The sequence below is a fragment of the Candidatus Merdisoma sp. JLR.KK011 genome (genome assembly GCF_036941125.1).
GTDB lineage: Bacteria > Bacillota > Clostridia > Lachnospirales > Lachnospiraceae > Laedolimicola.
This window is the reverse complement of record NZ_JAYWSZ010000003.1, coordinates 1,425,386-1,447,191: the sequence shown is the minus strand read 5'-3', so window position 1 is coordinate 1,447,191 and position 21,806 is coordinate 1,425,386. Positions and strand designations below refer to the sequence as shown.

The 21,806-nt window shown below is 50.8% G+C and carries 18 protein-coding genes and 1 other RNA gene; 13 read left to right on the top strand and 6 right to left on the bottom strand.

What is annotated here, in order from left to right; genetic code table 11:
* Positions 1-275: 275 nt before the first annotated feature.
* Together VV089_RS07915 and VV089_RS07910 are read right to left on the bottom strand one after the other, a co-directional pair.
* Entirely contained in the window at positions 276-1,862 is a 1,587-nt protein-coding gene (locus tag VV089_RS07915; RefSeq protein WP_334335517.1) for a methyl-accepting chemotaxis protein, read from the bottom strand.
* A 52-nt stretch (positions 1,863-1,914) separates the two neighbouring features.
* Complete coding sequence (locus tag VV089_RS07910; protein ID WP_172540412.1) at positions 1,915-3,153, bottom strand: extracellular solute-binding protein; 1,239 nt, start codon at positions 3,151-3,153, stop codon at positions 1,915-1,917.
* A gap of 238 nt (positions 3,154-3,391) precedes the next feature.
* On the opposite strand from VV089_RS07910, the gene VV089_RS07905 reads away from it, so the two are divergent.
* The 7 genes from VV089_RS07905 to xrtK all read left to right on the top strand — a co-directional run bounded on the left by VV089_RS07905 (position 3,392) and on the right by xrtK (position 11,321).
* Positions 3,392-3,577 (top strand): hypothetical protein, encoded by a 186-nt coding sequence (locus VV089_RS07905; protein ID WP_172540413.1) that lies wholly within the window; start codon positions 3,392-3,394, stop codon positions 3,575-3,577.
* Between the two features lie 104 nt (positions 3,578-3,681).
* Positions 3,682-5,568 (top strand): anaerobic carbon-monoxide dehydrogenase catalytic subunit, encoded by a 1,887-nt coding sequence (cooS, locus tag VV089_RS07900; protein ID WP_334335516.1) that lies wholly within the window; start codon positions 3,682-3,684, stop codon positions 5,566-5,568.
* Between the two features lie 16 nt (positions 5,569-5,584).
* Positions 5,585-6,031 (top strand): 4Fe-4S dicluster domain-containing protein, encoded by a 447-nt coding sequence (locus tag VV089_RS07895; RefSeq protein ID WP_334335515.1) that lies wholly within the window; start codon positions 5,585-5,587, stop codon positions 6,029-6,031.
* 2 nt (positions 6,032-6,033) lie between these two features.
* Positions 6,034-7,272, top strand: coding sequence for an NAD(P)/FAD-dependent oxidoreductase (locus VV089_RS07890; protein WP_172540416.1), 1,239 nt, complete (start codon positions 6,034-6,036; stop codon positions 7,270-7,272).
* A 141-nt stretch (positions 7,273-7,413) separates the two neighbouring features.
* On the top strand, positions 7,414-8,367 hold the full coding sequence (locus tag VV089_RS07885; protein WP_172540417.1) for an alpha/beta hydrolase: 954 nt from the start codon (positions 7,414-7,416) through the stop codon (positions 8,365-8,367).
* Positions 8,368-8,486: 119 nt separating this feature from the next.
* Positions 8,487-10,514, top strand: coding sequence for a VIT domain-containing protein (locus VV089_RS07880; RefSeq protein ID WP_334335514.1), 2,028 nt, complete (start codon positions 8,487-8,489; stop codon positions 10,512-10,514).
* 27 nt (positions 10,515-10,541) lie between these two features.
* Positions 10,542-11,321 (top strand): exosortase K, encoded by a 780-nt coding sequence (gene xrtK / locus VV089_RS07875; RefSeq protein WP_334335513.1) that lies wholly within the window; start codon positions 10,542-10,544, stop codon positions 11,319-11,321.
* A 201-nt stretch (positions 11,322-11,522) separates the two neighbouring features.
* Here the strand turns inward: xrtK and VV089_RS07870 are convergent, their stop codons facing one another.
* Complete coding sequence (locus VV089_RS07870; RefSeq protein WP_334335512.1) at positions 11,523-12,029, bottom strand: DUF6512 family protein; 507 nt, start codon at positions 12,027-12,029, stop codon at positions 11,523-11,525.
* A 248-nt stretch (positions 12,030-12,277) separates the two neighbouring features.
* Here VV089_RS07870 and VV089_RS07865 point away from each other — a divergent pair, with 248 nt between their 5' ends.
* From VV089_RS07865 to queA, 6 genes are all read left to right on the top strand, one after another.
* Positions 12,278-13,093, top strand: coding sequence for a cell wall hydrolase (locus tag VV089_RS07865; RefSeq protein WP_334335511.1), 816 nt, complete (start codon positions 12,278-12,280; stop codon positions 13,091-13,093).
* A gap of 55 nt (positions 13,094-13,148) precedes the next feature.
* Positions 13,149-13,326: non-coding RNA, 6S RNA (gene ssrS, locus VV089_RS07860), on the top strand.
* Between the two features lie 121 nt (positions 13,327-13,447).
* Complete coding sequence (locus tag VV089_RS07855; RefSeq protein ID WP_334335510.1) at positions 13,448-15,007, top strand: SpoIID/LytB domain-containing protein; 1,560 nt, start codon at positions 13,448-13,450, stop codon at positions 15,005-15,007.
* Positions 15,008-15,053: 46 nt separating this feature from the next.
* On the top strand, positions 15,054-15,932 hold the full coding sequence (locus tag VV089_RS07850) for a YihY/virulence factor BrkB family protein (RefSeq protein ID WP_334335509.1): 879 nt from the start codon (positions 15,054-15,056) through the stop codon (positions 15,930-15,932).
* A gap of 78 nt (positions 15,933-16,010) precedes the next feature.
* On the top strand, positions 16,011-16,946 hold the full coding sequence (locus VV089_RS07845) for a magnesium transporter CorA family protein (protein ID WP_172540423.1): 936 nt from the start codon (positions 16,011-16,013) through the stop codon (positions 16,944-16,946).
* Positions 16,947-16,958: 12 nt separating this feature from the next.
* Entirely contained in the window at positions 16,959-17,984 is a 1,026-nt protein-coding gene (gene queA / locus VV089_RS07840) for a tRNA preQ1(34) S-adenosylmethionine ribosyltransferase-isomerase QueA (protein ID WP_334335508.1), read from the top strand.
* Here the strand turns inward: queA and aroA are convergent.
* The 3 genes from aroA to aroF all read right to left on the bottom strand — a co-directional run bounded on the left by aroA (position 17,974) and on the right by aroF (position 21,665).
* Complete coding sequence (aroA, locus tag VV089_RS07835; protein WP_334335507.1) at positions 17,974-19,251, bottom strand: 3-phosphoshikimate 1-carboxyvinyltransferase; 1,278 nt, start codon at positions 19,249-19,251, stop codon at positions 17,974-17,976. The two genes, queA and aroA, sit on opposite strands and share 11 nt — an antisense overlap.
* 248 nt (positions 19,252-19,499) lie before the next feature.
* Positions 19,500-20,597, bottom strand: coding sequence for a prephenate dehydrogenase (locus VV089_RS07830; RefSeq protein ID WP_334335506.1), 1,098 nt, complete (start codon positions 20,595-20,597; stop codon positions 19,500-19,502).
* A 54-nt stretch (positions 20,598-20,651) separates the two neighbouring features.
* Entirely contained in the window at positions 20,652-21,665 is a 1,014-nt protein-coding gene (aroF, locus tag VV089_RS07825; RefSeq protein WP_334335505.1) for a 3-deoxy-7-phosphoheptulonate synthase, read from the bottom strand.
* Positions 21,666-21,806: the final 141 nt, after the last annotated feature.

The following is a 21,806-nucleotide window of genomic DNA, read 5'->3' as shown; positions in this document are numbered from 1 at the left end:
TAAAAAACAACTGCAAGAAATAAACAATTGAACCACTCCCAAGCAGAGGTTTTGTGAGAAAAGAGGCACCCAGGGGTTCCCAATATCAAGTGTCCGGCTGTTCGCGCACAGTCTGTCTGAAATTGGCGGACTAACGTCCAAAAACTCCAACAGGCGCAGCCTGTCAAAGCAAAAAAACGTTAGTCCGAAAAGAGCAGACAGACTGTACGCGAACCGTCCGAACACAGATATGGGAACCCCTGGGTGCCTCTTTTCTCACAAAACCGACCACCCCACTACAAATTATCAAACACCACCGTCTCCTCCTTCAACTCCCCGACAATAGCCTGATTAACCCCCATCCTCTGCGTAATATCCTCCATATCAATCACCAGATTCCTCGTACTATCCGCAACCCCCGTAATTCCGGAAGCGCCTTCCCCAATCGCCGTAGTAATAGCCCCAATAGACTCCACAATTCCCGACATAGATCCCCTCAGATGCTCCGTCCGCTCCTTAAAATTATCCATAGACTGCTTAATATAAGCCGCATCCTCCTGATACTGCTTTCCCGACCGGACAAAATCCTGAAACTCTGTCAAAATAGAGCTGTTCATATAATCTACCAGATTCTGTGCATTCTGAGAAAGATTATAAACAGCAGAAGTAACAACCGAATTAATCTCCTGAATACGATTGGCCGCATCGCTGCTGGAATTGGCAAGCTGACGGATTTCCTTGGCAACCATAGAGAAGCCCTTGCCGGCCGCCCCTGCATTAGCCGCCTCCACCGTAGCATTCAGGGCAATCAGCCGGGTAGTCTGCGAAATCTTCAAAATTTCGTCCGTAAGGCTGTTCACCTGATCCACACTGCGGCTCTGTGCAATCGCCTCATTTAAAGACTCCAGAATATCCGCCGCCTTTGCGCTGGTAATCTCCACATTCGCCTTAGCCGACTGCTCCATATCATCCGCCCGGGTTTTCATAGCCACAGAGTAGGCTGTGATACTGGCGCATTCCTCCGCCGTATTGTGGGCATCCCGGTTCACTTCCTCAGCGCTCTGTGTAATCACCGAGGCGTTGCTGGCGACTTCTTGAATGGTAGATGAGAGCTGCTGCATCAGATTGGACAGATCCGATACACTTTCACGGGAAGTAGCCGTCCGCTTGCGCACTTCGCTGGTCATATTGTCAATGCGGTCCGAGCTTTCACGAATCGTACTTAAGATACTCTTAATCGGCGTCACCACATATTTGATAATTAAAGAAATCGTTCCAAACACAAGGGCCGTGCAGATGGCAATGGAAAGAAGGCTGATAATCAGGGAAATGACATACACTGCCGAAAGCCGCCCTCTGGCATCAGAGGTCTGCTCACTGATGGAGGCATCAAGAGCGTCAATGCTGCTCTCGATGGTTTGGGCATAAAGGGCCACATCTTCATTGGCCAAAAGGTAAGCTTCCTGGGTCTTATGCCCGGCACTTTTGCATACCAGCTTTACCAGAGCATGCTTAAAGGAATCATAAGCAGACAGAAGGGCATCATAATCCTTTTTGTCCTCCTCTGTGACAAAGCCTTCATACTCGGAGAGCATATTGTCCAGCAAGGCTTCCTCTTCTTTGATCTTATTTACCACGGTGATCATGGTATTGTAATCCGTAGCCACAATGTGAGAGAGAGCCAGATTGTGAATATTCATGGCAGACTGGGAGATCTCCGCAAGCCGGCTTTTTCCCGACATAAGATTGTCGGCAATGTTGGCTGCGTTGGAATTGACATTATGTATGTTAATAACAGCTAGGGCATTGGAAATAAGAGCCACAATGCCAAGAAGGGCAATAGGCAGAATTAAACGCCGTTTGAGGCTGATTTGTTTCGTCATAGTAATAACCTCCAAAATATTTGCTGCAATATTCAAATACGTACATGGCGTGTTAAGGCGCCGTGATATCCTCTACCATTTTATCAAGCTGTTCCTGGAGCCCCTGTCCGGTGGGATTGCCTGCGGCCATATTTCCGGCAAAGACAGTTACAGGATCCCAAAAATTACCGCCCAGACGCTGCACTGTGGAAAATTCGGACTGGCTGAGAAGCGCGGAAATAGCAGGGGAGCTCTGCACCTCCTGGGAAGCTGCCGCATTTTTGTTGGCAGGCCCCTGTCCGCGCAGCTCAAAACGAAGCTTCTGGCAGGCTTCGCTGGAAATCCACTGAGCCAGGAGGGAAGCCCACTCATGGGAGGCGGAATAAGCGTTGACGCCGATAAGCTTATAGCCGGAATAGGAGGCCATCTGAATCTGCTGTCCGCTGCAGTTGTAGGAGGGAAGCCTTGACGCTCCGTAGTCCGCCCCCCAGGCTTCTTCTATGGCTAGGGCGTTCCAGGTGCCGCTGACTCCAGCGATCACCGTTCCATCCTGGACGCCTTTTAGAAAGCCTTCGTCCGTAGTATTCAAAAATCCGGGACTTGCCGCCAGATTCAGCATAGACTGGGCCACGTCCGTTCCGCGGATGGGGCCCTCAGTTCCGTTCCAGGTACAGAAATTGGTGATGCCGTCGTCATTGAGGCCTACTTCCAGTCCCGTGTTCCCAAAGAAGGAGTACACATACCACCCGGAGGACCAGTCCATACTTACCTTCTTTTCCTGGGCGGCAGCAATCTCCAGCATTCGTTCCAGAGAAGTGATATCTGCTTCGGTAAAATAGCGTTTATTATAATAAAGAAAATACCCGTTGTCCGCAGTAAGGGGATAGGCATACAGGGTATCCCCCACACAGGCGGCGTGAACGGCCTCCAAAAGATTGGAGGCTTTGATTGTATCTGCCGGTTCCACCGGCTCTAGAGCGCCCGCGGCCACCAAAGTATTCAACTGATCATCCGCAAAGGCAAAAACATCAGCGCCGTTTTCCAAATCATTCATCAGGGCGTCCATACAGCTGCTTTCGCTCTGAGGGGAAAAGGTGATATGAAAATCGGCCTCTCCCTGGTACTTTTGCTGAAAGCTTTCAAAAATCTGATTGAGCAGAGCTTCGTCCTCCGCTGCGCCCCAGACCAGAAGGTCTACCTGAGCCGGAGCTTTGGCTGAGGCATCGGCCGCTTCCGGATCGGCTTTTTTGCATCCGGCAGAGAAAACGCAGAGAAAGGCGGCCAGGATGCATAGATAAGTTGATTTCTTCATAATCGTGTCTCCGTGATATTCCCTTGTGGGTACAGATACCCCGCGAGCCTGCCGCGAGGTATGAGAGTATGTACCTTTTGGGATTTTTTCTACTGAAAATTTTATCATTTAGAGGAGAATTCTGCAAGTGGTTTTGAAAGACTTCTTTATTGCAAAATATCAGAAAATTCACTATAATAGAAAAGAAATGGTGGAAAAGATCGGAAACCCTTTCACACAGGAGGCATAACAGGAGTCTATGAGACAAAAGAAAGAGCCAAAGAAAAAAGAGAGAAACGATTCCCTATGGTTTACCGCAATTGTTTTAATTATGGTATACGTGATCCTTATGGATAGTATGTCCGGATCCCGGGAGAAGGCATGCACAAGCCGTCTAAGAGAACAGCTCCAAGTGATTTCAGAGGAGAACGGGAGCGAACAGTAACTTTCAGACACCTAAATTTCCCCAAAAAAATCGGATAATTCTTGCGGATTTTCTGACAAAATGCTACAATCACAATAATAATTATTACATAAAGGAGAACCCATATGAACGAATGCTACGGATGCAACACCTGCAAGAGTGCGGATAAGCCCTTAGAGGAATTTATCGCCGGACTTCCCATGGAGACTTCCCATCACCGGGTAGACAGCCAGAAGACAAAATGCGGCTTTGGCTTAAAGGGCGTCTGCTGCCGCCTGTGCTCCAACGGCCCCTGCCGGATCACCCCGACAGCCCCCAGAGGAATCTGCGGCGCAACGACAGACGTTATTGTAACGCGGAATCTGCTTCGGGCAGTCGCAAGCGGAAGCGGATGCTACATCCACGTTGTGGAGAACACCGTCCGGAACCTAAAGGAAACTGCCCTCGCCAAGGGAACCGTCAAGGGAGAAAATGCCCTCCGGCTTCTGGTTCACGAATTTGGCCTGGAAGAATCCGATGATTTACATAAAATGGCCGAGGCGGTTGCCGACAAGGTATTGTCCGATCTCTACAAACCCGATTACGAAGAAATGGAGCTCATAGAAAAGCTTGCCTACGCTCCCCGCTATAAAAAATGGAAAGAGCTCGGCATCCTCCCCGGCGGAGCAAAATCCGAAGTCTTTGCCGGCGTGGTAAAATGCTCCACCAACCTGAACTCCGATCCCGTCAATATGCTGATGACCTGCCTGCGCCTCGGCATCTCCACAGGACTTTACGGACTGACCCTGACCAACCTGTTGAATGACGTGATGCTGGGCGAGCCCCAGATCCGAATGGCTCCCGTAGGCCTCAATGTCATTGATCCCGATTACATCAACATCATGATCACCGGCCATCAGCATTCCATTTTCGTAGATCTCCAGGAGCGTCTTGCGTCTCCAGAGGCAGTGGAAAAGGCAAAAGCCGCAGGAGCCAAGGGCTTCAAGCTGGTAGGCTGTACCTGTGTAGGGCAGGATCTGCAGCTGCGCGGCGTACACTACACAGACATTTTCGACGGCCATGCGGGCAACAACTACACCAGCGAGGCCGTACTGGCAACGGGAGCCATTGACGCAGTGCTCTCTGAGTTCAACTGCACCCTTCCCGGCATCGAGCCCATCTGCGAAGAGTTAAAGATCAAGCAGATTTGTCTGGACGATGTGGCAAAGAAGGCGAACGCAGATCTCATGCAGTTTTCCTTTGGCAAGAGGGAAGAAATCAGCAGTCAGGTTATGGACGCCATTCTCGCCTCCTATAAGGAGCGCAGGGGGCAGGTAACCCTTCGCCTTCTTCCGGAGCACGGAAACAAGAATACCCTCACCGGTGTCAGCGAAGGCTCCCTCTATGATTTCCTAGGCAAATCCTGGAAGCCTCTTCTGGATCTTATTGTATCCGGCAAGATCAAGGGCGTTGCAGGGGTAGTAGGCTGCTCCAATCTGACAGCTCTGGGCCATGACGTGTGCACGGTTGAGCTGACAAAGGAGCTCATTAAGCGCGATATTATCGTTCTTTCTGCTGGCTGTTCCTCAGGAGGAATCGAGAACTGCGGCCTTATGACGCCGGAAGCAGCCGAGCTTGCAGGAGACGGCTTAAAGGAGGTCTGCAAGAGCCTTGGCATTCCGCCGGTGCTGAACTTCGGCCCCTGCCTTGCCATCGGCCGTCTGGAGATGGTAGCAACTGCCCTGGCAAAGGAACTGAATATCGATCTTCCGCAGCTTCCCCTGGTGCTTTCCGCGCCCCAGTGGCTGGAGGAGCAGGCCCTTGCAGACGGAATGTTCGGCGCGGCCCTTGGACTTCCTCTTCATCTGGGACAGCAGCCCTTTATCGCAGGCAGCGATCTCACCGTAAAGGTGCTTACCGAGGACTTGAAGGACATCACCGGCGGACAGGTGATCGTAGAGCTTGATCCGGTGAAGGCCGCCGATAAGCTGGAACAGATCATTGAGGAGAAGCGCAAAGGGCTTCAGATTTAGGAAGGGAGGCACTAACATGAAACGAATCATGATCGATCCTTCCAAATGCGACGGATGCAAAAGCTGTGCCCTGGCCTGTATGGACAGCCACAGAACAGACGGAAAGACAGGGGTGGAGACATTGAATTTCAATGATCTCGCCACCGAATCCCGAAATGAGATTGTCTGCGACGGTAAGGGCGGCTATCTTCCCATGTTCTGCCGTCACTGCAGCTCTCCGAAATGTATGGAAAGCTGTATGAGCGGCGCGCTCTACCGGGATGTCGAAACGGGACATGTGCTCTATAAGGAAGAGCGCTGCGGCGCCTGCTTCATGTGCGTGATGAACTGTCCTTACGGTATTCCCAAGCCTGACGCAGCCAGGAAAAAGATTGTGAAATGCGATTTCTGCATGGATCGGGAAGAAGGCCCGGCCTGTGTGGCAGCCTGTCCCAAGAAGGCTATTTACGTGGAGGAGGTGTGAGTATGGTAAGACCTTATGTGATCATAGGAACCGGGGCGGCCGGAATGGCGGCGGCAGAGCGGCTGCGTCTTTTAAAGCCCGAAGCGCCCATACAGATGATGTCCGTCGACGAGTATTCCCACTCACGCTGCATGCTTCATAAATATCTGGGCGGCGAACGGGACGAAAAGGGGCTTTCTTTTGTGGACGAGGACTTCTTTGAAAAGAAAAACATCATGTGGGGAAAGGGGCAGACGGCGAAGGCCATTGATCCCAAGGAAAAACGGGTGATCCTGGAAGAGGGCTATCAGCCCTATGAAAAGCTGCTGATAGCGACTGGTTCCGTGTTTGGAATTCCCCCAATTCCCAATTTCCGCACAGCCGCCAATGTATTCGGCTTTCGGGATTTAAGCGATGCCCAGAAGATGAACAAGGCCATCGAAGAGCTGAACGCAAAGCAGGTGTTTATCGTAGGAAGCGGACTTGTGGGCCTGGATGTAGCCTATGCCCTGATAGAGAGAGGGATTCAGGTGACAATAGCCGAGATGGCGGATCGTGTTCTTCCCTTACAGACAGACGCAGTTTCCGCCAAGGCTTATCAGGAGCTCTTTGAGAAGGCAGGCGCCCGGTTTAAGCTTGGCATCGGCGCCAGCGATTCCGTGATAAATGACAAGAACCAGATCACGGCAGTAAAGCTGTCAAACGGGGAAGAGATTTCCTGTGATTTCGTAGTCTGCGCAGCAGGCGTAAGGCCCAATCTTGCCTTTCTGGAGGGCAGCGGCCTTGCAGTGGAGCGAGGGCTTGTAGTGGATGAAATGATGCGTACCTCTGACCCGGATATCTATGGAGCCGGCGATGTGACGGCCCTTTCCGGCATCTGGCCGAACGCCATGGATCAGGGGCGGATTGCCGCCGCCAATATGTGCGGCCGGCAGCAGAAGTATACGGATACCTTCTGTATTAAGAATACCATCAACTTCTTCGGCCTTACCATGCTTTCCGTGGGAGAGGTGGAGCCGAAAGAGGAGGGAAGCCAGGTATTTACCAGGGAATGCAGGAACGCTTATCAGAAAGTGATTGTAAGGGACGGAGTCGTAAAAGGCGTTCAGTTCCAGGGAGACATCTCCCACACGGGATTCTGGCAGTACCTTATTAAAAACCAGATCGACATTTCCGGGAAGCTGAAGGAGAAATCCGTATTTGATCTCGGGTACGGAGATTTCTATGGAACGGATGAGCTGGGTGAGTATCAATATAGATAAAGTAATACAATAAAAAAGTCAGGCCTGCGTACTTAAGACGCATGCCTGCAGATTTAATGATGAAAGAACAGGGATGCCGGAATGTCAGGCGCATATGCCTGGAAAAAAGGCATCCCTGCAGGTTTGGAGGCTTGTTTCAAAATGAAGATACTGATAGGAGCATGCATACTGCTTGTGTCTCTGTGCATACTGATTGTTTATATCACCTACCGGCAGGTATTTTATGCTGTCCCCAAGGCGGACGAGGACGCGCACGACATACCTGGCGGAGAGCAGTATAAGAAAATCGAGGATCGGATGCACACTCTGATTGGCAGAATGGAGCAGCTGCCCTATGAGCTGCTCTTTATTCAGGCATGGGACGGAACACGCCTTGTAGGGAGATATTATCACGTAGAGGACGGCGCGCCTTTTCAGATCCAGTTTCACGGCTACCGGGGCAGGGCCCTTCGGGATTTCTGCGGAGGAAACAAGCTGGCCCGGGAAATGAGGCATAATACTATCGTGGTAGACCAGAGGGCCCACGGAAGAAGTACCAGCAGGACGATTACCTTCGGCATCAAGGAGCGTAAGGACTGTTTAAGCTGGGCCAATTACGTCTGTGAAACCTTTGGCAGCGATACGCCTATCTTCCTTTCCGGTGTCTCCATGGGAGCCGCTGCGGTTCTCATGGCTTCCAGCCTGGATTTGCCCCAAAATGTGCTTGGCATCATAGCGGACAGCCCATACTCCTCCCCGGCAGCCATTATCGAGAAGGTCTGCCGGGACCGGGGATATCCAACCTCCGTGATGCTTCCCGTTATTCGGCTGGGAGCCAGATGCTTCGGCCATTTTGATCTGGATGAGGCAACTGTCATAGATGCCGTCCGGCGCACAAGAATCCCCATTCTGCTGATTCACGGAGAGGACGATCGTTTTGTGCCCTGCCGTATGAGCCAGGAGATCTGGTCTGCCTGTGGAGGCCCCCGGACGCTCAAGACATTTCCCGGCGCCGGACACGGGCTTAGCTACATGGTGGATACGAAACGCTATGAGCGTCTGGTGCGCCAGTTTGTGGAGGAATGTATGCAGAGACAGCGGCTTAAAAACAGCTGACTTACTTAAAAATGATGCAAATATGATGTTTTCGTGACGCTCTTCTGACGCTTTGTGGGTGTAAGTTTATCTTATCAACAGACAACAAACCCATCAAAGAACAGAAGAGGTGTATCAGAATGAAAAGGAGAAACAGATGGCTGTGTGCAGCTCTGGCAGGTATTCTGCTGCTGTCCTGCCCCATGACGGTTTTGGCGGGCCGTGAGGAGTCAGAGCAGGATAAGGACGTAACCCTGGCGCCTTATTTTTTTATTGAAGGAACCGATCCATCCACCGATCCTTTCCCCTTAAAAGGAACCGAAGTCACGGCAAATGTAAACGGCGCCATCGCCGAGATCCGTCTAATCCAGCGCTACGCCAATGAGGGAGAAAATCCCATCAACGCAAAATACGTATTTCCCACATCCACTCGTGCTGCCGTCCACGGCATGACCATGACCGTAGGCAGTCACATGGTACGGGCACAGATCAAGGAAAAAGAAGAAGCCAAACAAGTGTATGAGGAAGCCAAGAGCGAAGGCAAAAATGCCTCTCTTCTGGAAGAGCAGCGCCCCAACGTCTTTTCTATGGATGTGGCCAATATTATGCCAGGAGACGAGATCGCCATAGAGCTGACCTACACCGAGCTTATTGAGCCGGAAGAAGGTGTTTATCAATTTGTATTTCCCACCGTAGCAGGCCCGCGCTACAGCGGCCAGGTATCGGAGGAAAAGGCAGAGGCAGACCAATGGGTGGAAAGCCCCTATCTGGAAGAGGGGACGCCGGTGGAAAGCACCTATGATATCACCGTCAACCTGTCCACAGGCGTTCCGATTACGAATCTTTCCAGCAGTTCCCACAAAATAAACATCCGCCAAGAGCAGGATACAAAGGCAGAAGTAACCCTGGCCGACAAAGATACCTTTGCCGGAGATCGGGATTTCATTCTGAACTACGAGCTGACAGGAGAGACTATGAACTCCGGGCTCATGCTCTATGAGGGAGAAAAAGAAAACTTTTTCCAGCTTACCGTACAGCCGCCCAAGCGGTACGCTCCAAAAGAAATTCCCCCCAGAGAGTACATATTTGCCCTGGATGTATCTGGCTCCATGGACGGCTATGCATTGAATACAGCCAAAAAGCTTATAAACGACCTGGTGTCTGATCTCAAAGAAACCGACCGCTTCAACGTCATCCTCTTTTCCGACACGGTATGGACCCTGTCCCCCAATTCCTTGGAGGCAGTGAAGCCTAATATCGACAGAGCCCTGCAATTAATCGAAGATCAGAAAGGCGGAGGCGGAACTGAGCTTCTGTCAGCCCTTCTGACCGCTTACCACATACCCAAGGAAGAGGACGCAGCCAGAACCGTGGTTATGATCACCGACGGCTACATCTCCAATGAAAAAGAAATATTCGCTCACATCCGGGAAACGCTGGGAGATGCCAGCTACTTTGCCTTCGGCATTGGAAGCTCCGTCAACCGCTATCTCATCGAAGGAATCGCAGCCACAGGCATGGGCGAAGACTTTGTAGTCACAGAAGAATCTGAGGCGGCCGTGGCAGCAGAGCGTTTCCGCACGTATGTAGAGGCACCCCTTCTCACAGACGTCCAGATAGAGTTCGACAGCATGGAGGTCTACGGAACAGAACCTTCTAATGTACCAACCCTATACGCCAGCCGTCCCATCGTTCTCTATGGAAAATGGCGCGGCGAGCCAGGAGGAACCGTCCGCATCACCGGAAAAAGAGGCGGCGAAGATTTTGTAGAAGAAATCCCCATAACCGAAGAAAGCATTTCCCAGGAAAATGAAGCCATTCAGTATCTCTGGGCCAGAAAACGGGTAGAAATGCTGACCGACTACAGCTCCGACACAGGAAGCCAGGTAAGAAAAGAAGTCGTCTCCATCGGCCTCAAATACAGCATGGCCACCCCTTACACCTCCTTTGTAGCCGTCGTAGAAGAAGTGCGGAACCCCGGAGGCGGCAGCAAAGACGTAGATCAGCCCAACACCCTGCCCTTCGGCGTATCAGGACTGTCCGTAGGAGGCGGCTACATGACAGGCGCAGAGCCAGACACAATCCTTCTGATCCTGCTGCTTTTCATAACAGCCCTGCCCCCTTATATCCAAAAAGCACGTTCAAAAACAAAAAGCCCGGCCCATTGACCGCAAGAATAAAAACGAGGCAGAAAAATGAAAAATAAAAAAACAGCAGCCCTTTACCTTCTGGCATTCCTAATTGTCATATACCTAAAACACTATGCCGACAGAGCAGGCAGCGACAGCCTGCTCTGGATCCTGCGCCCCACCACATGGTGGACCAGCCTCCTAAGCGGCCACTCCTTCACCTACGAACAAGGAACCGGCTACATAAACCACAACCTGCGCTTCATCATCGCCCCCGCCTGCGCCGGCCTGAAATTCTGGATGATAACCTCCCTAATGCTCACCTGCTCCTTCCTGCACAGAATAGAAGGCCCCAAAAAACAACTCCTCTGGCTCCTAATCTGCTTCCCAGCCGCTTTAGCAGCCACCATATTTACAAACGGAATCCGCATCACCCTCTCCATCACCCTGCCCCAGATCCTCCAAGCCCAAGAAAACCTGCCCCCCATCCTCACCCCGGCCCAGCTTCACACAGCCATCGGAACCCTGGTATACTTCCCCTCCCTAATCCTGCTATACAAACTAGCCGACCACCTCACCCAAAACCCAGAAAAACCAGAACCCCCCCCAACCTCCCCCAACCCTCTATGGAAAAAATACCTCCCAGCCCTATGGTACCTAACCCCAGTACTAGCCCTCCCCCTCCTAAGCCGCCTAGCCCACAGAGACTACAAAAACCTCACCCGCTACGAACTCCCAGTCCTCACAATCTCCACAATCATCATCCTCCTCTACACCCTGTTGCTCCTGCGCACCCCAAAGAAAGTACACAATAACACCCCACATCCCCAACCAACAGCAAAATAAGGCGGCAGGCTTTTCCGATATTCCAGTGTCCGGCTGTTCGCGCACACCGTGTCTGAGCTTGTCGGACGAACCCCAAAACCCTACAACAGGCAAAGCCTGTCACAGCCCCAAGCGTTCGTCCGCCAAGAGCAGACACGGTGTACGCGAACCGTCCGAACACGGAATACGGAAAAGCCTGCCGCCTTATTTTGCGTCCCCCCCTCACACCGTATAAAACATAGGCAGCCCCGGCGGACTAAAAGTAAAAGAAAAAAAGCAAATCACCAGCAGCAGCAAAAGCGCATAATTCGCCAAAAGCGGCAGATGCATCCCCGGGCACTGCACCTCAAAATACCGCGAACACAAAAAAGTAACCAACACACTAAACACAAAGATCAAAATATCAGCCGCCAGAAAATCCTTCCCACTGATCCCCGTATAAGTAAAAAAAGCCGCCACAATAAAAAACATTCCCAAAAGCACCCCGGCAATCCGCGAAGTAAGAAACCTTCCCGAAGTCTTAAAAAGCACAATCACCTCAAAAAGCGTATATAGAAAAACCGGGAAAAACAGCATTTTCAGATGCTCCCACACCGATTCATTCACCGGAGCAAACAGAGCCACAAAGGGGTTTTCCATACTCCATTCATAAGCAAAATGCAGAAGAACTCCGGCAACAATCGTAAAAAGAATTCCTAAAAGCAGATTCGTACCTTCTCTGATTTTCATGGTAATCTCCTTATATATTTCATAAATATTAAAAAAAACTAATATCAGTGTAACATATCCGCAATTATTATATGCAGCTTAGAACCGGAAAAACTTCTAATAATACGCAGACATTTATAAGAAAATTTGTCCACAATCACCGTAATAAACTCATAAATGGATAAAAATGTAATTAATTTACAAAAACAGTAATGAAATTATGGATGTACGGTTGACGGACAGGCGGAAGCTTTTTATAATATGGTATTATGAACAAGTTAAGAGATTGTGCAATTGTGCTGGGATTGGCGGGAGCCCTGCTTATGGTAACTGCCGATACGAAAGAAGTAGAAGCAATGAATAACATCTCTTACAAAAGCGAAACAGTCGCCTGCATCAGCTTTCAGGTAACAGGCGGTGAGTGGTTAGAAGCGGGAGAAAGCGAGCTTATAAGAATCCAAGAGGAACAGGAGATAGAAAAAGAGCTTGCAAGGCAGGCAGCCGAGCAGGCAGAAAAGGAGCGAAAGGAGGCAGAAGAGAGAGCAGCAGAAGAGGAGGAACAAAGAGCGATAGAGGAAGCTGCTAAGGAGGAAGAACGAAAGGCGGCAGAGAAAGAGGAAGCCGAAGCATTGAGTGCGGAAGCAGAAAATGCACTTGCAGAAGAGGTACAGCCCTTCGGAAACGAGGGATGGATCTATGAGGTATCGGAAGCCGACTATGCGGCCCTTTTAAAAATCGTGGAAGCAGAGGCCTCCGGCGAGGATGTAACCGGAAGGATGCTGGTAGCCAATGTGGTATTAAACCGGGTCAAAAGCGGCGCATTTCCCAGTACCATAGAAGGAGTCGTCTATCAGACAAAAGGCGGAAGAGCCCAGTTCTCCCCGGTAGCCACCGGAAAGATTGAACGGGTACGGGTATCCGATACCACCAGAGAGGCCGTGGAGCGCGCCCTCTGCGGCGAGGATCCCTCACAGGGCGCCCTGTACTTTGTGGCGCCGGCCTATGCAAATCCGGAAAATCTTCAATGGTTCCGCAACAGTCTGACGCTGTTGTTTGCCTACCATGGACATGAATTTTATGTTTGAATTTTCTAGTTGCCAAGAGGCATAGAATAGGGTATAATGACAAAAGATAAGAAAGTAAATCCTGGGGTGTTCGTTGAGCCGCTATTTTGAACCTACATTTACGTTCATGGGATTCCAAAATCGCAGTTCGGATGTCAGGCCTCCGTTTGCAGTGGAAGGCAGAAGGGCTGTTGAGGTTACCCACCTAGCTCTGCTAGGCGTCAAAATTGCGGAGACGGCATTTTGGGTTTACTTAAAGAAAAGCAGCCGTAATGCGGCTGCTTTTTTGCGGCATGACATTCCTGGAAAAGCTTCTAAATACAGCCCCTTGAGAATAAAGTAAAAGATAAGAATGATTTTTAAGGACAGGTTAAGATGAGAAAACAGATCGATCCCATGCTGAAAACAAAGCTGTACCTGTTAGCCATTGGAATACTGATCCTGGCCGTGCTTCTGGTCAAGACAAAAGAGGAACCCCAAAAGCAGCCGGAAAAAACAGAACCGCCCACGCAGGAGGAAGAGGCGCCCGAGACGGAGCCAGAGGAAGAGAAGGAGCAGGAGAGAAAGACGCCGGTTTACAACGGCAGCATCCGGGTGCTTTTAAAAACAGACGGTTTTGAAAGCGAAATCCATGAGACGGTAAAGCTGGCCTGCGGCCAGGAGCTTGTGGTTCTGGGGAAAGGAACGGATGAAAACGAAAGCCTGGAGACGGAGTACGGCAGCGGTGTGGAACTGACCTTTTCCAGAGAGGAGGAAAGCCTGTTTCTAAACGGCGAGCTTCTGGCAGAGGCTCCGGCCTGCTTTGTGATTCGAAACAGAGAAGAGGGGCAGGCAGAGCCTGTCTCGGTGGCCAGCATAAACCGGGGATACGGAGCGCCCTCCTACGAAGGAACCCTGGAGATCTGGCCGGTGGAAGGAGGCTTTGTGCTGGTCAATGAGCTGCCCCTGGAGACCTACCTCAACTATGTAGTGCCAAGCGAAATGCCTTCCCGTTATTCTCAGGAAGCGCTGAAGGCTCAGGCTGTCTGTGCCAGAACCTACGCCTACAAGCACCTGCAGTCCTATGGTTATCCCGACTACGAAGCCCATGTGGACGACAGCGTCCGCTACCAGGTATACAACAACACCAGCCCGGCAGAAAGCACCACTCAGGCCGTGGAGGAGACGGCAGATCTGATTTTGACAAGTCAGGGACAGCCCATTACGGCATATTACTTTTCCACCTCCTGCGGCTATACGGGAAACGAAGAGGTCTGGTGGGAGGGATCTTCGGAGATGACCCCCTACTTAAGAGGAAAGACCGTCAACGAGGCAGGCGAATGCCTGGATATGACAGATGAGGAAGTTTTCACAGCGTTTATTCTTGAAACAGATGACACCTGTTATGACCGCAAGGTAAGCTGGTATCGGTGGGAGACGGAAATTGACGTGGAAACCCTCTCTGATAACCTGAATGAAGTCCTTAAGAGCCGTTATGAAGCAAACCCAGAGGCCGTCCGGACAAAACGGGGGCGGAATTTTGTAAGCAGGCCCGTGGAGACCATCGGAACCATAAAGGAAATCGAGATTCTGGAGCGAAATGAGGGAGGAGCCGTCCAGCGCATGCGCATCAGCGGAAGCCGCCGGACTATCGAGATTGCCACGGAGTACAATGTGAGAGCCCTTTTAAATGTAAAGGGCGGCGTCATTGTCCGGCAGGACGGAACCACGGCAGAGGGAGGAACCCTGCTTCCCAGCGCTTATCTGATCGTCACCCCGGTATTCGACGAGGAAGGAGCCCTGTCCGGTTTCCGCTTCCAGGGAGGCGGCTATGGGCACGGAGTAGGGATGAGCCAGAACGGCGCGAACGGAATGGCGGAACAGGGAAAAAGCTTTGAGGAAATACTCCGTTTCTTTTATACGGACGTGGAATTGACGGCGATTCATACTTTATGATAAGATATCCAGGATAGTTTTAAAAGACAGACATAGAGGGAATAGAATGAAACTGATTCAGAAAATCATAAAACTGGTAAGGGGCTTTTTAAAGGCCATGAATGAGGATCACGTAGGCGCTTATGCGGCACAGAGCGCCTACTTTATTATGCTTTCCTTTATCCCGTTTATCATTCTGCTGCTGACGCTGATTCAGTATACGACACTGACCCGGGCGGATATCTATGGGGCGGCGCAGGTGATTTTTCCCGACAGTATGAATGGGTTTGTGATAGATATTATCAACGAGGTCTACAGTAAGACAGCGGTAACCGTATCCCTTTCTGCGATTACGGCGGCCTGGTCTGCCGGAAAGGGTTTTCTGGCTCTGATGCGGGGCATGAATTCCGTGTATGATGTGGAGGAATTGCGGAATTATATTGTTCTGCGGTTCCGCTCTGCCATTTACACCCTTATCTTTGTGATTTCCATTATTTTGTCCCTGGTGGTTCTGGTATTCGGAAATTCCATCCACCAGGCGGCTATGGTGCATATGCCTTTTCTGGCTGTGATTACGGGCATGATTCTGCGGTTAAAGGATGTGGTTTCCATTGCATTTCTGACGCTGGTGTTTATGCTCCTCTACAAATTTGTGCCCAATCGGAAGGCAAAGCTTTTGAGCCAGGCCCCGGGAGCTGTATTTTCCTCTGTCTGCTGGTATCTCTTTTCCATCGGATTTTCCCTTTACGTGACGTATACGCCGGGACTCAGCAATATGTACGGAAGCCTGACAACGATTATCCTGGTAATGCTGTGGCTGTATTTCTGCATGTACATCATACTTCTGGGAGCGGAGATCAATTCCTACTTTGAAGAACAGTTCCGTATGGTCAGCCGTTACCGGAGCCTGCTCCACGAAGAGAAAAAAACCAAAACGGAAAAATAAACGTGACACCGGATATTTGTCCGTGATAGAATAAATTATGCTTTCCGTTATAAGACAAAAGAGAGGGGGCTTGGCAGAATGTTTTATTCCATACATGAGAAGGAAATCCGGGAGGTCGCTCTGGAGCAGATTGACAGCCATGATATCTGCGTAGGCTATCTGACCCTGGAGGAGCTGCGCAAATGCTATGACAAGCTGGGCCTGTCTGAGGTAGCGGTGAAGGACTGCATGACCGATTTTACCCATTTTCGGACAAGCATCGATGTGTACGATGAATTCAGCTTCGGCATGATCAACATTGTGGATATTCTGAACTTAAGCAGCAAGCGGAACCGGATCGGTTTTTTTATTAAAAAAAATCTGTTTATTATAGTGAAAATCATTGATAAGGGCGACAGCATCCGCCAGATGTTTCAGGACGCCATCGGGCGTTTCCGTCAGAATGCTACTATGGAGAAAGTGATCTACGGCGTGCTGGAGCGGCTCTTATCCAGCGGCAACCGGGGACTCGTCATGACAGAGCGGCAGATCATTGCCATGGAGCGTGAGGTGGTCAACGGCAAGATCGACGAGGATCTGAACAAAGAGATTTTTGATCTTCGAAACCGCCTGTCTACCTTGAAGAATTATTACGATCAGCTGATTGACATCGGGGAGGCCCTCCAGGAAAATGAAAATGATCTATTTGAGGAAGAGGATCTGCGCTACTTTAAGATTTTCACGGACAAATCCGAGCGGCTGAGCAACAATACCCAGCTGCTCTGCGACAATCTGATTCACTTGAGAGAGGCTTTAGATGCCACCCTCAATTACAATCTCAATAATACCATGAAGCTGTTCACCATTGTGACCATTATTTTCCAGCCCTTGACGCTGATTGCAGGGTGGTACGGCATGAACTTTACCAATATGCCGGAGCTTGTCTGGAGGTTTGGCTATGTGTATGTGATTGTGCTCAGCATTACCGTGGTGGCAGGAATTCTATTCTACTTTAAAAAGAAAAAATATATGTAAGGAAGCGTTCCAATGAAAACGAGTGATTTTTATTATGATTTACCCCAGGAATTGATTGCACAGGATCCTTTGGAGGAGCGGAGCAGTTCCAGGCTTCTGGTTCTGGACCGCAAGACGGGAGAGAGGGAGCACCGGGTATTCCGGGAGATTGTTGATTTTCTGCATCCAGGGGACTGCCTGGTGGTAAATAATACTAAGGTGATCCCGGCCCGGCTTATGGGCGTAAAGGAAGGAACGGGGGCAGGCATCGAGGTTCTGCTTCTAAAGCGCTGTGAGGATAATGTATGGGAAACCTTGGTTAAGCCGGGAAAGAAGGCGCGGCCGGGAGTGCGAATTTCCTTCGGAGAAGGGCTTCTTACAGGGGAAGTGCTGGAGGTGGTGGAGGAAGGGAACCGCCGTATCCGCTTTACTTATGAGGGGATTTTTGAGGAAATCCTGGACAGGCTGGGACAGATGCCTCTGCCGCCCTATATCACCCATCAATTAAAGGATAAAAACCGGTATCAGACTGTTTATGCCAGGCATGAGGGATCGGCTGCGGCTCCTACGGCTGGGCTTCATTTTACGCCGGAGCTTCTGGAAGCGATTAAGGAAAAGGGCGTAAAGCTTGCCCATGTAACTCTTCATGTGGGGCTTGGCACCTTCCGTCCGGTGAAGGTGGAGGATGTGGCCCAGCATCATATGCATTCGGAATTTTATATGATAGAAGAGGAGCAGGCCCGGCTGATCAACGAGACAAAGGGAGCGGGAGGCCGGGTAATCTGCGTGGGAACCACAAGCTGCCGGACTCTGGAATCGGCGGCAGATGAGAAGGGGGTACTTCACGCAGGCAGCGGCTGGACAGATATTTTCATTTATCCAGGCTATGGATTTAAGCTGATGGATGCTCTGATCACCAACTTTCATCTGCCGGAATCCACCCTTTTGATGCTTGTGTCAGCCTTTTCCGGAAAGGAGCAGGTGATGGCGGCTTATGAGGAGGCGGTAAAGGAGCGGTACCGGTTCTTTTCTTTTGGGGATGCGATGTTTATCCAATGACATCCAAATCCCTATAAAACCCGGGATAAGAGATATTCACACACTCTGCGCCAAGAATCTTAGTTTCTCCGTCTGCATTCAGCCCTGCAATGGCAAAGGACATGGCAATCCGGTGATCCAGGCGGCTGTCAATGACAGCTCCATGCAAGGGATAGCCGCCCTCAATGATCATTCCGTCCTCTGTGGCTGTGATATGCGCGCCCATAGCGGACAGATTCTTTACCATAACGTCAATCCGGTTGGATTCTTTCACCTTCAGTTCCGCAGCATTCCGAATAACCGTTCTTCCTTCCGCAAAACAGGCCATCACCGCAATTACCGGAATCTCATCAATCAGGGCAGGAATCAGATCCCCTTCCAGAATACAGCCCTGTAAACGGGAGGTTTTGACCAGAAGATCCGCCACAGGCTCCCCGTCACTGTTGTCTGCCGGGAAAACAGCCACATCCGCCCCCATCCTTTTTAAAACACGCAGAATGCCGTCCCGGGTGGGATTGACGCCTACATTTTGAATCAAAAGCTCAGAACCGGGGGTGATACATCCGGCGGCAAGAAAATAGGCGGCGGAAGAAATATCGCCGGGCACACAAACCTTCTGCCCCGTAAGGCGCGGCTGAGGTTTTATGGAAGCCGTTGTTCCGTCCGTCTCAACACTGGCGCCAAAAGAGCGGAGCATCAGCTCCGTATGATTGCGGGAAAGGGCAGGCTCCGTGACACTTGTGGGGCCGTCCCCATACAAGCCGGCCAGGAGAATGGCAGATTTCACCTGGGCAGAGGCAACCTTTGTGGTATAGTGAATGCCGTGAAGAGGACGGCCTTGAATCCGCAGAGGTGCGCAGCCGTTTCCTTTCAGACTTTCTATGGAGGCTCCCATCAAAGTGAGGGGTTCCATAATGCGGCCCATGGGGCGTTTCTGAATGGAGGCGTCTCCGGTGAGGGTGGTTTCAAAGTCCTGGCCGCTCAAGATGCCGGAGATCAGCCGTGTCGTAGTGCCGCTGTTGCCTGCATCCAGAATATCCTGGGGCTTTTTAAGCCCATGCAGTCCCCTTCCGTGAATCAGAAGCCTTTCCTTCCCCTGTTCTTCAACCAGAATGCCCATCCGGCGGAAGCAGTCGATGGTAGAAAGGCAGTCAGCGCCCGGAAGGAAGCCTTCGACTTCCGTAAGCCCTTCAGCCAGGGCGCCGAACATGACGGCCCGGTGGGAGATAGATTTGTCGCCGGGGACGGTGAGTTCACCTTTTAGATTCTTTTTACGCGTAAATATCATTTTCTGCTCCTATTTATAGTTCCGTAAGTGTCTTCCAGTACACGGGATATGAAATCAATTTCCAGCCGCAAAAAACATGCGTCTGTAAATCGATTTGTGCACTGGAAGGCACTTACTGATCCTAGTTCCGTAATATCCCTCAAAGTACACGAGTATGAAATCAATTTCCAGCCGCAAAAACATGCGTCTGAAAATTGATTTGTGCACTTTGAGGGATATTACTGTTTCAAGTTCCGTAAGATTCAGTTTCAACGCTCATATATGGTATACCGGTATTTCCGAAGGAGGGCAATCGCCTTTTCATAGGAAGCCTCGTCGTAAAGCTCTACCTTCAGCACGGCCTCTTCAAACTCCCGGTTGTGAATAATCCCGATATTTTTCAAACTGACGCCGCCTGCTGCCAGGATGGTTGAGAGAACTGCAACGCCGCCGGCCTCATCTACCATGTCGCAGTAAAAGGCGTACATTTTTTTGATCGGCCCGGCAGAGGAATCGGGAATGGAATTCCGGTAATTTCTGGAGGTTTCAAAAAATCGGTAAAGTCCGTCGCTGTCCTGTTCCTCCAGCTGTTTTTTCACCGCGGCAAGCTGTGTGAGATAGCAGTCGAGAACCTGTATGAGATTTTCTTTATTTGTCGTACAGATTTGCTCCCACATTTCCGGCGAGGAGGAGGCGATACGGGTAATATCCTTGAATCCGCCTGCGGCAATGCGTTTCATTAAGGCGTCTGTGCTGTCAAGCTCCTGCACCAGATTCACCAGGGAAGAGGCGATCAGATGGGGCAGGTGGCTTACAGAGGCCGTAATAAAGTCGTGCCGGCGGTAATCAAGCACCAGGGGCAGAGCCTTCAAGGAGGCAATAAAAGGCACAAACACATCCACCGCTTCCTTAGGAACCCGGGCGGAGGGGGTAATAATATAGTAAGCATTCTCAATGAGATGGGGCTTGGCATTGGCATAGCCCGTTTTCTCCGACCCGGCCATGGGATGGCCGCCGATAAAATGCTCCTCCAAATCAAGCGCCGTCACGCGCTCATGGATGTCGGTCTTCGTGCTTCCCACATCCGTAAGAATACAATCTGTTTTGATCACAGGCTTTAGCCGTTCCAGATACATAGCATTGGTAGAAACAGGGGCGCAGAGGAAAATGCAGTCGCAGGCGGCAAACTGGCCGTCTACCCCAGTGCAGGCAATGTCCACGGTTCCTTCGTTGGCCGCCTCAATCAGCGTGTCCGTGGTCCGCATATAAGCCATGATCTGAATTTCCGGGTGGAAAGCCTTAATGGCTTTGGCGATGGAACCGCCGATCAGCCCAAGACCTACAAACCCTACGGTTTCTATCTTCATATTTTTGCTCTCCTATTCTAGTACCGTAACATCTCTTCCAATCCTCCCAAAAACTTAAAAGCTTCTGCCGGAAAGGGCTGCATAGGCCTTTAGTTCTTTTGCAAGCTCGTCAAACTGGGCAAAGGTCAGGGATTGGGGCCCGTCGGAGAGGGCGCAGGCCGGGTTGTTATGTACCTCGATCATCAGGCCGTCCGCTCCTGCGGCTACTGCGCATTTTGCAAGGGGCGCCACATAGGCCCGGACACCGGAAGCGTGGCTTGGGTCTACGATTACCGGCAGATGGGACTTGGATTTCAGCACCGGAACGGCGCTGATGTCCAGGGTATTGCGTGTGGCCGTCTCATAGGTGCGGATGCCGCGCTCGCACAGAACGACATTCCGGTTGCCCTCGGCAATGATGTACTCTGCCGCATTGAGCCATTCATCAATAGTAGAAGAGAGCCCGCGTTTTAAGAGAACCGGAAGCCCGGACTGCCCGGCTTCCCGGAGAAGCTGGAAGTTCTGCATATTCCGGGCGCCGATTTGGAGCATATCCACGTATTTGACAGCCGCCTCAATGGAGGATTCGCTGATAACCTCGCAGACAGTGGCAAGACCCGTTTCCTCCTGGGCCTTTTTCATATACCGCAGGCCTTCCTCCTCAAGGCCTTGAAAAGAATAAGGAGAGGTACGAGGCTTGTAGGCGCCGCCTCGCAGGAAGGAAGCGCCGGCTTTTTTGACAGATTTTGCAATCAGGAGCAGCTGCTCCTCCGATTCGATGGCGCAGGGGCCGGCCATGAGGGCCAGATGGCCCGGGCCGATAAAGGTATTCCCTACCTGGACGGAGGTGGGATCCGGGTGGAATTTGCGGTTGCTGAGTTTATAGCTTTCCGTAATGGGAACGATTTTATCTACATCCGGCGCAATTTCCAGATTGGAGAGGTTCAGACGGGTCTTGTCTCCCACGACACCAATAATCGTAACCTGCTTACCTTCTGACAGATGGGTTTCCAGGCCGTTTTCACGAATGATTTCCATTACATGTTCAATGGAAGCCTTGGGAGCTTTTGGTTTCATTACAATAATCATAAAAAATGCCTCATTTCTTTCAATTCTCTTTGCAGCACACAAACAAGTATCAGTTTACGATTTTTTTATGGGAATGTCAATACTCTTTTGCTTTAAAGCGATGAAATTGAAAAGTGAGAGTTACTGTTCGATCCGTGCCAA

Coding starts and splice junctions, on each gene's coding strand:
- VV089_RS07865 (WP_334335511.1), top strand. CDS start 12,278: ATGAACAAGTTAAGAGATTGTGCAATTGTGCTGGGATTGGCGGGAGCC.
- VV089_RS07910 (WP_172540412.1), bottom strand. CDS start 3,153: ATGAAGAAATCAACTTATCTATGCATCCTGGCCGCCTTTCTCTGCGTT.
- xrtK (WP_334335513.1), top strand. CDS start 10,542: ATGAAAAATAAAAAAACAGCAGCCCTTTACCTTCTGGCATTCCTAATT.
- VV089_RS07895 (WP_334335515.1), top strand. CDS start 5,585: ATGAAACGAATCATGATCGATCCTTCCAAATGCGACGGATGCAAAAGC.
- aroA (WP_334335507.1), bottom strand. CDS start 19,251: ATGATATTTACGCGTAAAAAGAATCTAAAAGGTGAACTCACCGTCCCC.
- VV089_RS07845 (WP_172540423.1), top strand. CDS start 16,011: ATGTTTTATTCCATACATGAGAAGGAAATCCGGGAGGTCGCTCTGGAG.
- VV089_RS07870 (WP_334335512.1), bottom strand. CDS start 12,029: ATGAAAATCAGAGAAGGTACGAATCTGCTTTTAGGAATTCTTTTTACG.
- VV089_RS07880 (WP_334335514.1), top strand. CDS start 8,487: ATGAAAAGGAGAAACAGATGGCTGTGTGCAGCTCTGGCAGGTATTCTG.
- VV089_RS07855 (WP_334335510.1), top strand. CDS start 13,448: ATGAGAAAACAGATCGATCCCATGCTGAAAACAAAGCTGTACCTGTTA.
- queA (WP_334335508.1), top strand. CDS start 16,959: ATGAAAACGAGTGATTTTTATTATGATTTACCCCAGGAATTGATTGCA.
- VV089_RS07885 (WP_172540417.1), top strand. CDS start 7,414: ATGAAGATACTGATAGGAGCATGCATACTGCTTGTGTCTCTGTGCATA.
- VV089_RS07850 (WP_334335509.1), top strand. CDS start 15,054: ATGAAACTGATTCAGAAAATCATAAAACTGGTAAGGGGCTTTTTAAAG.
- cooS (WP_334335516.1), top strand. CDS start 3,682: ATGAACGAATGCTACGGATGCAACACCTGCAAGAGTGCGGATAAGCCC.
- VV089_RS07915 (WP_334335517.1), bottom strand. CDS start 1,862: ATGACGAAACAAATCAGCCTCAAACGGCGTTTAATTCTGCCTATTGCC.
- VV089_RS07830 (WP_334335506.1), bottom strand. CDS start 20,597: ATGAAGATAGAAACCGTAGGGTTTGTAGGTCTTGGGCTGATCGGCGGT.
- VV089_RS07905 (WP_172540413.1), top strand. CDS start 3,392: ATGAGACAAAAGAAAGAGCCAAAGAAAAAAGAGAGAAACGATTCCCTA.
- VV089_RS07890 (WP_172540416.1), top strand. CDS start 6,034: ATGGTAAGACCTTATGTGATCATAGGAACCGGGGCGGCCGGAATGGCG.
- aroF (WP_334335505.1), bottom strand. CDS start 21,665: ATGATTATTGTAATGAAACCAAAAGCTCCCAAGGCTTCCATTGAACAT.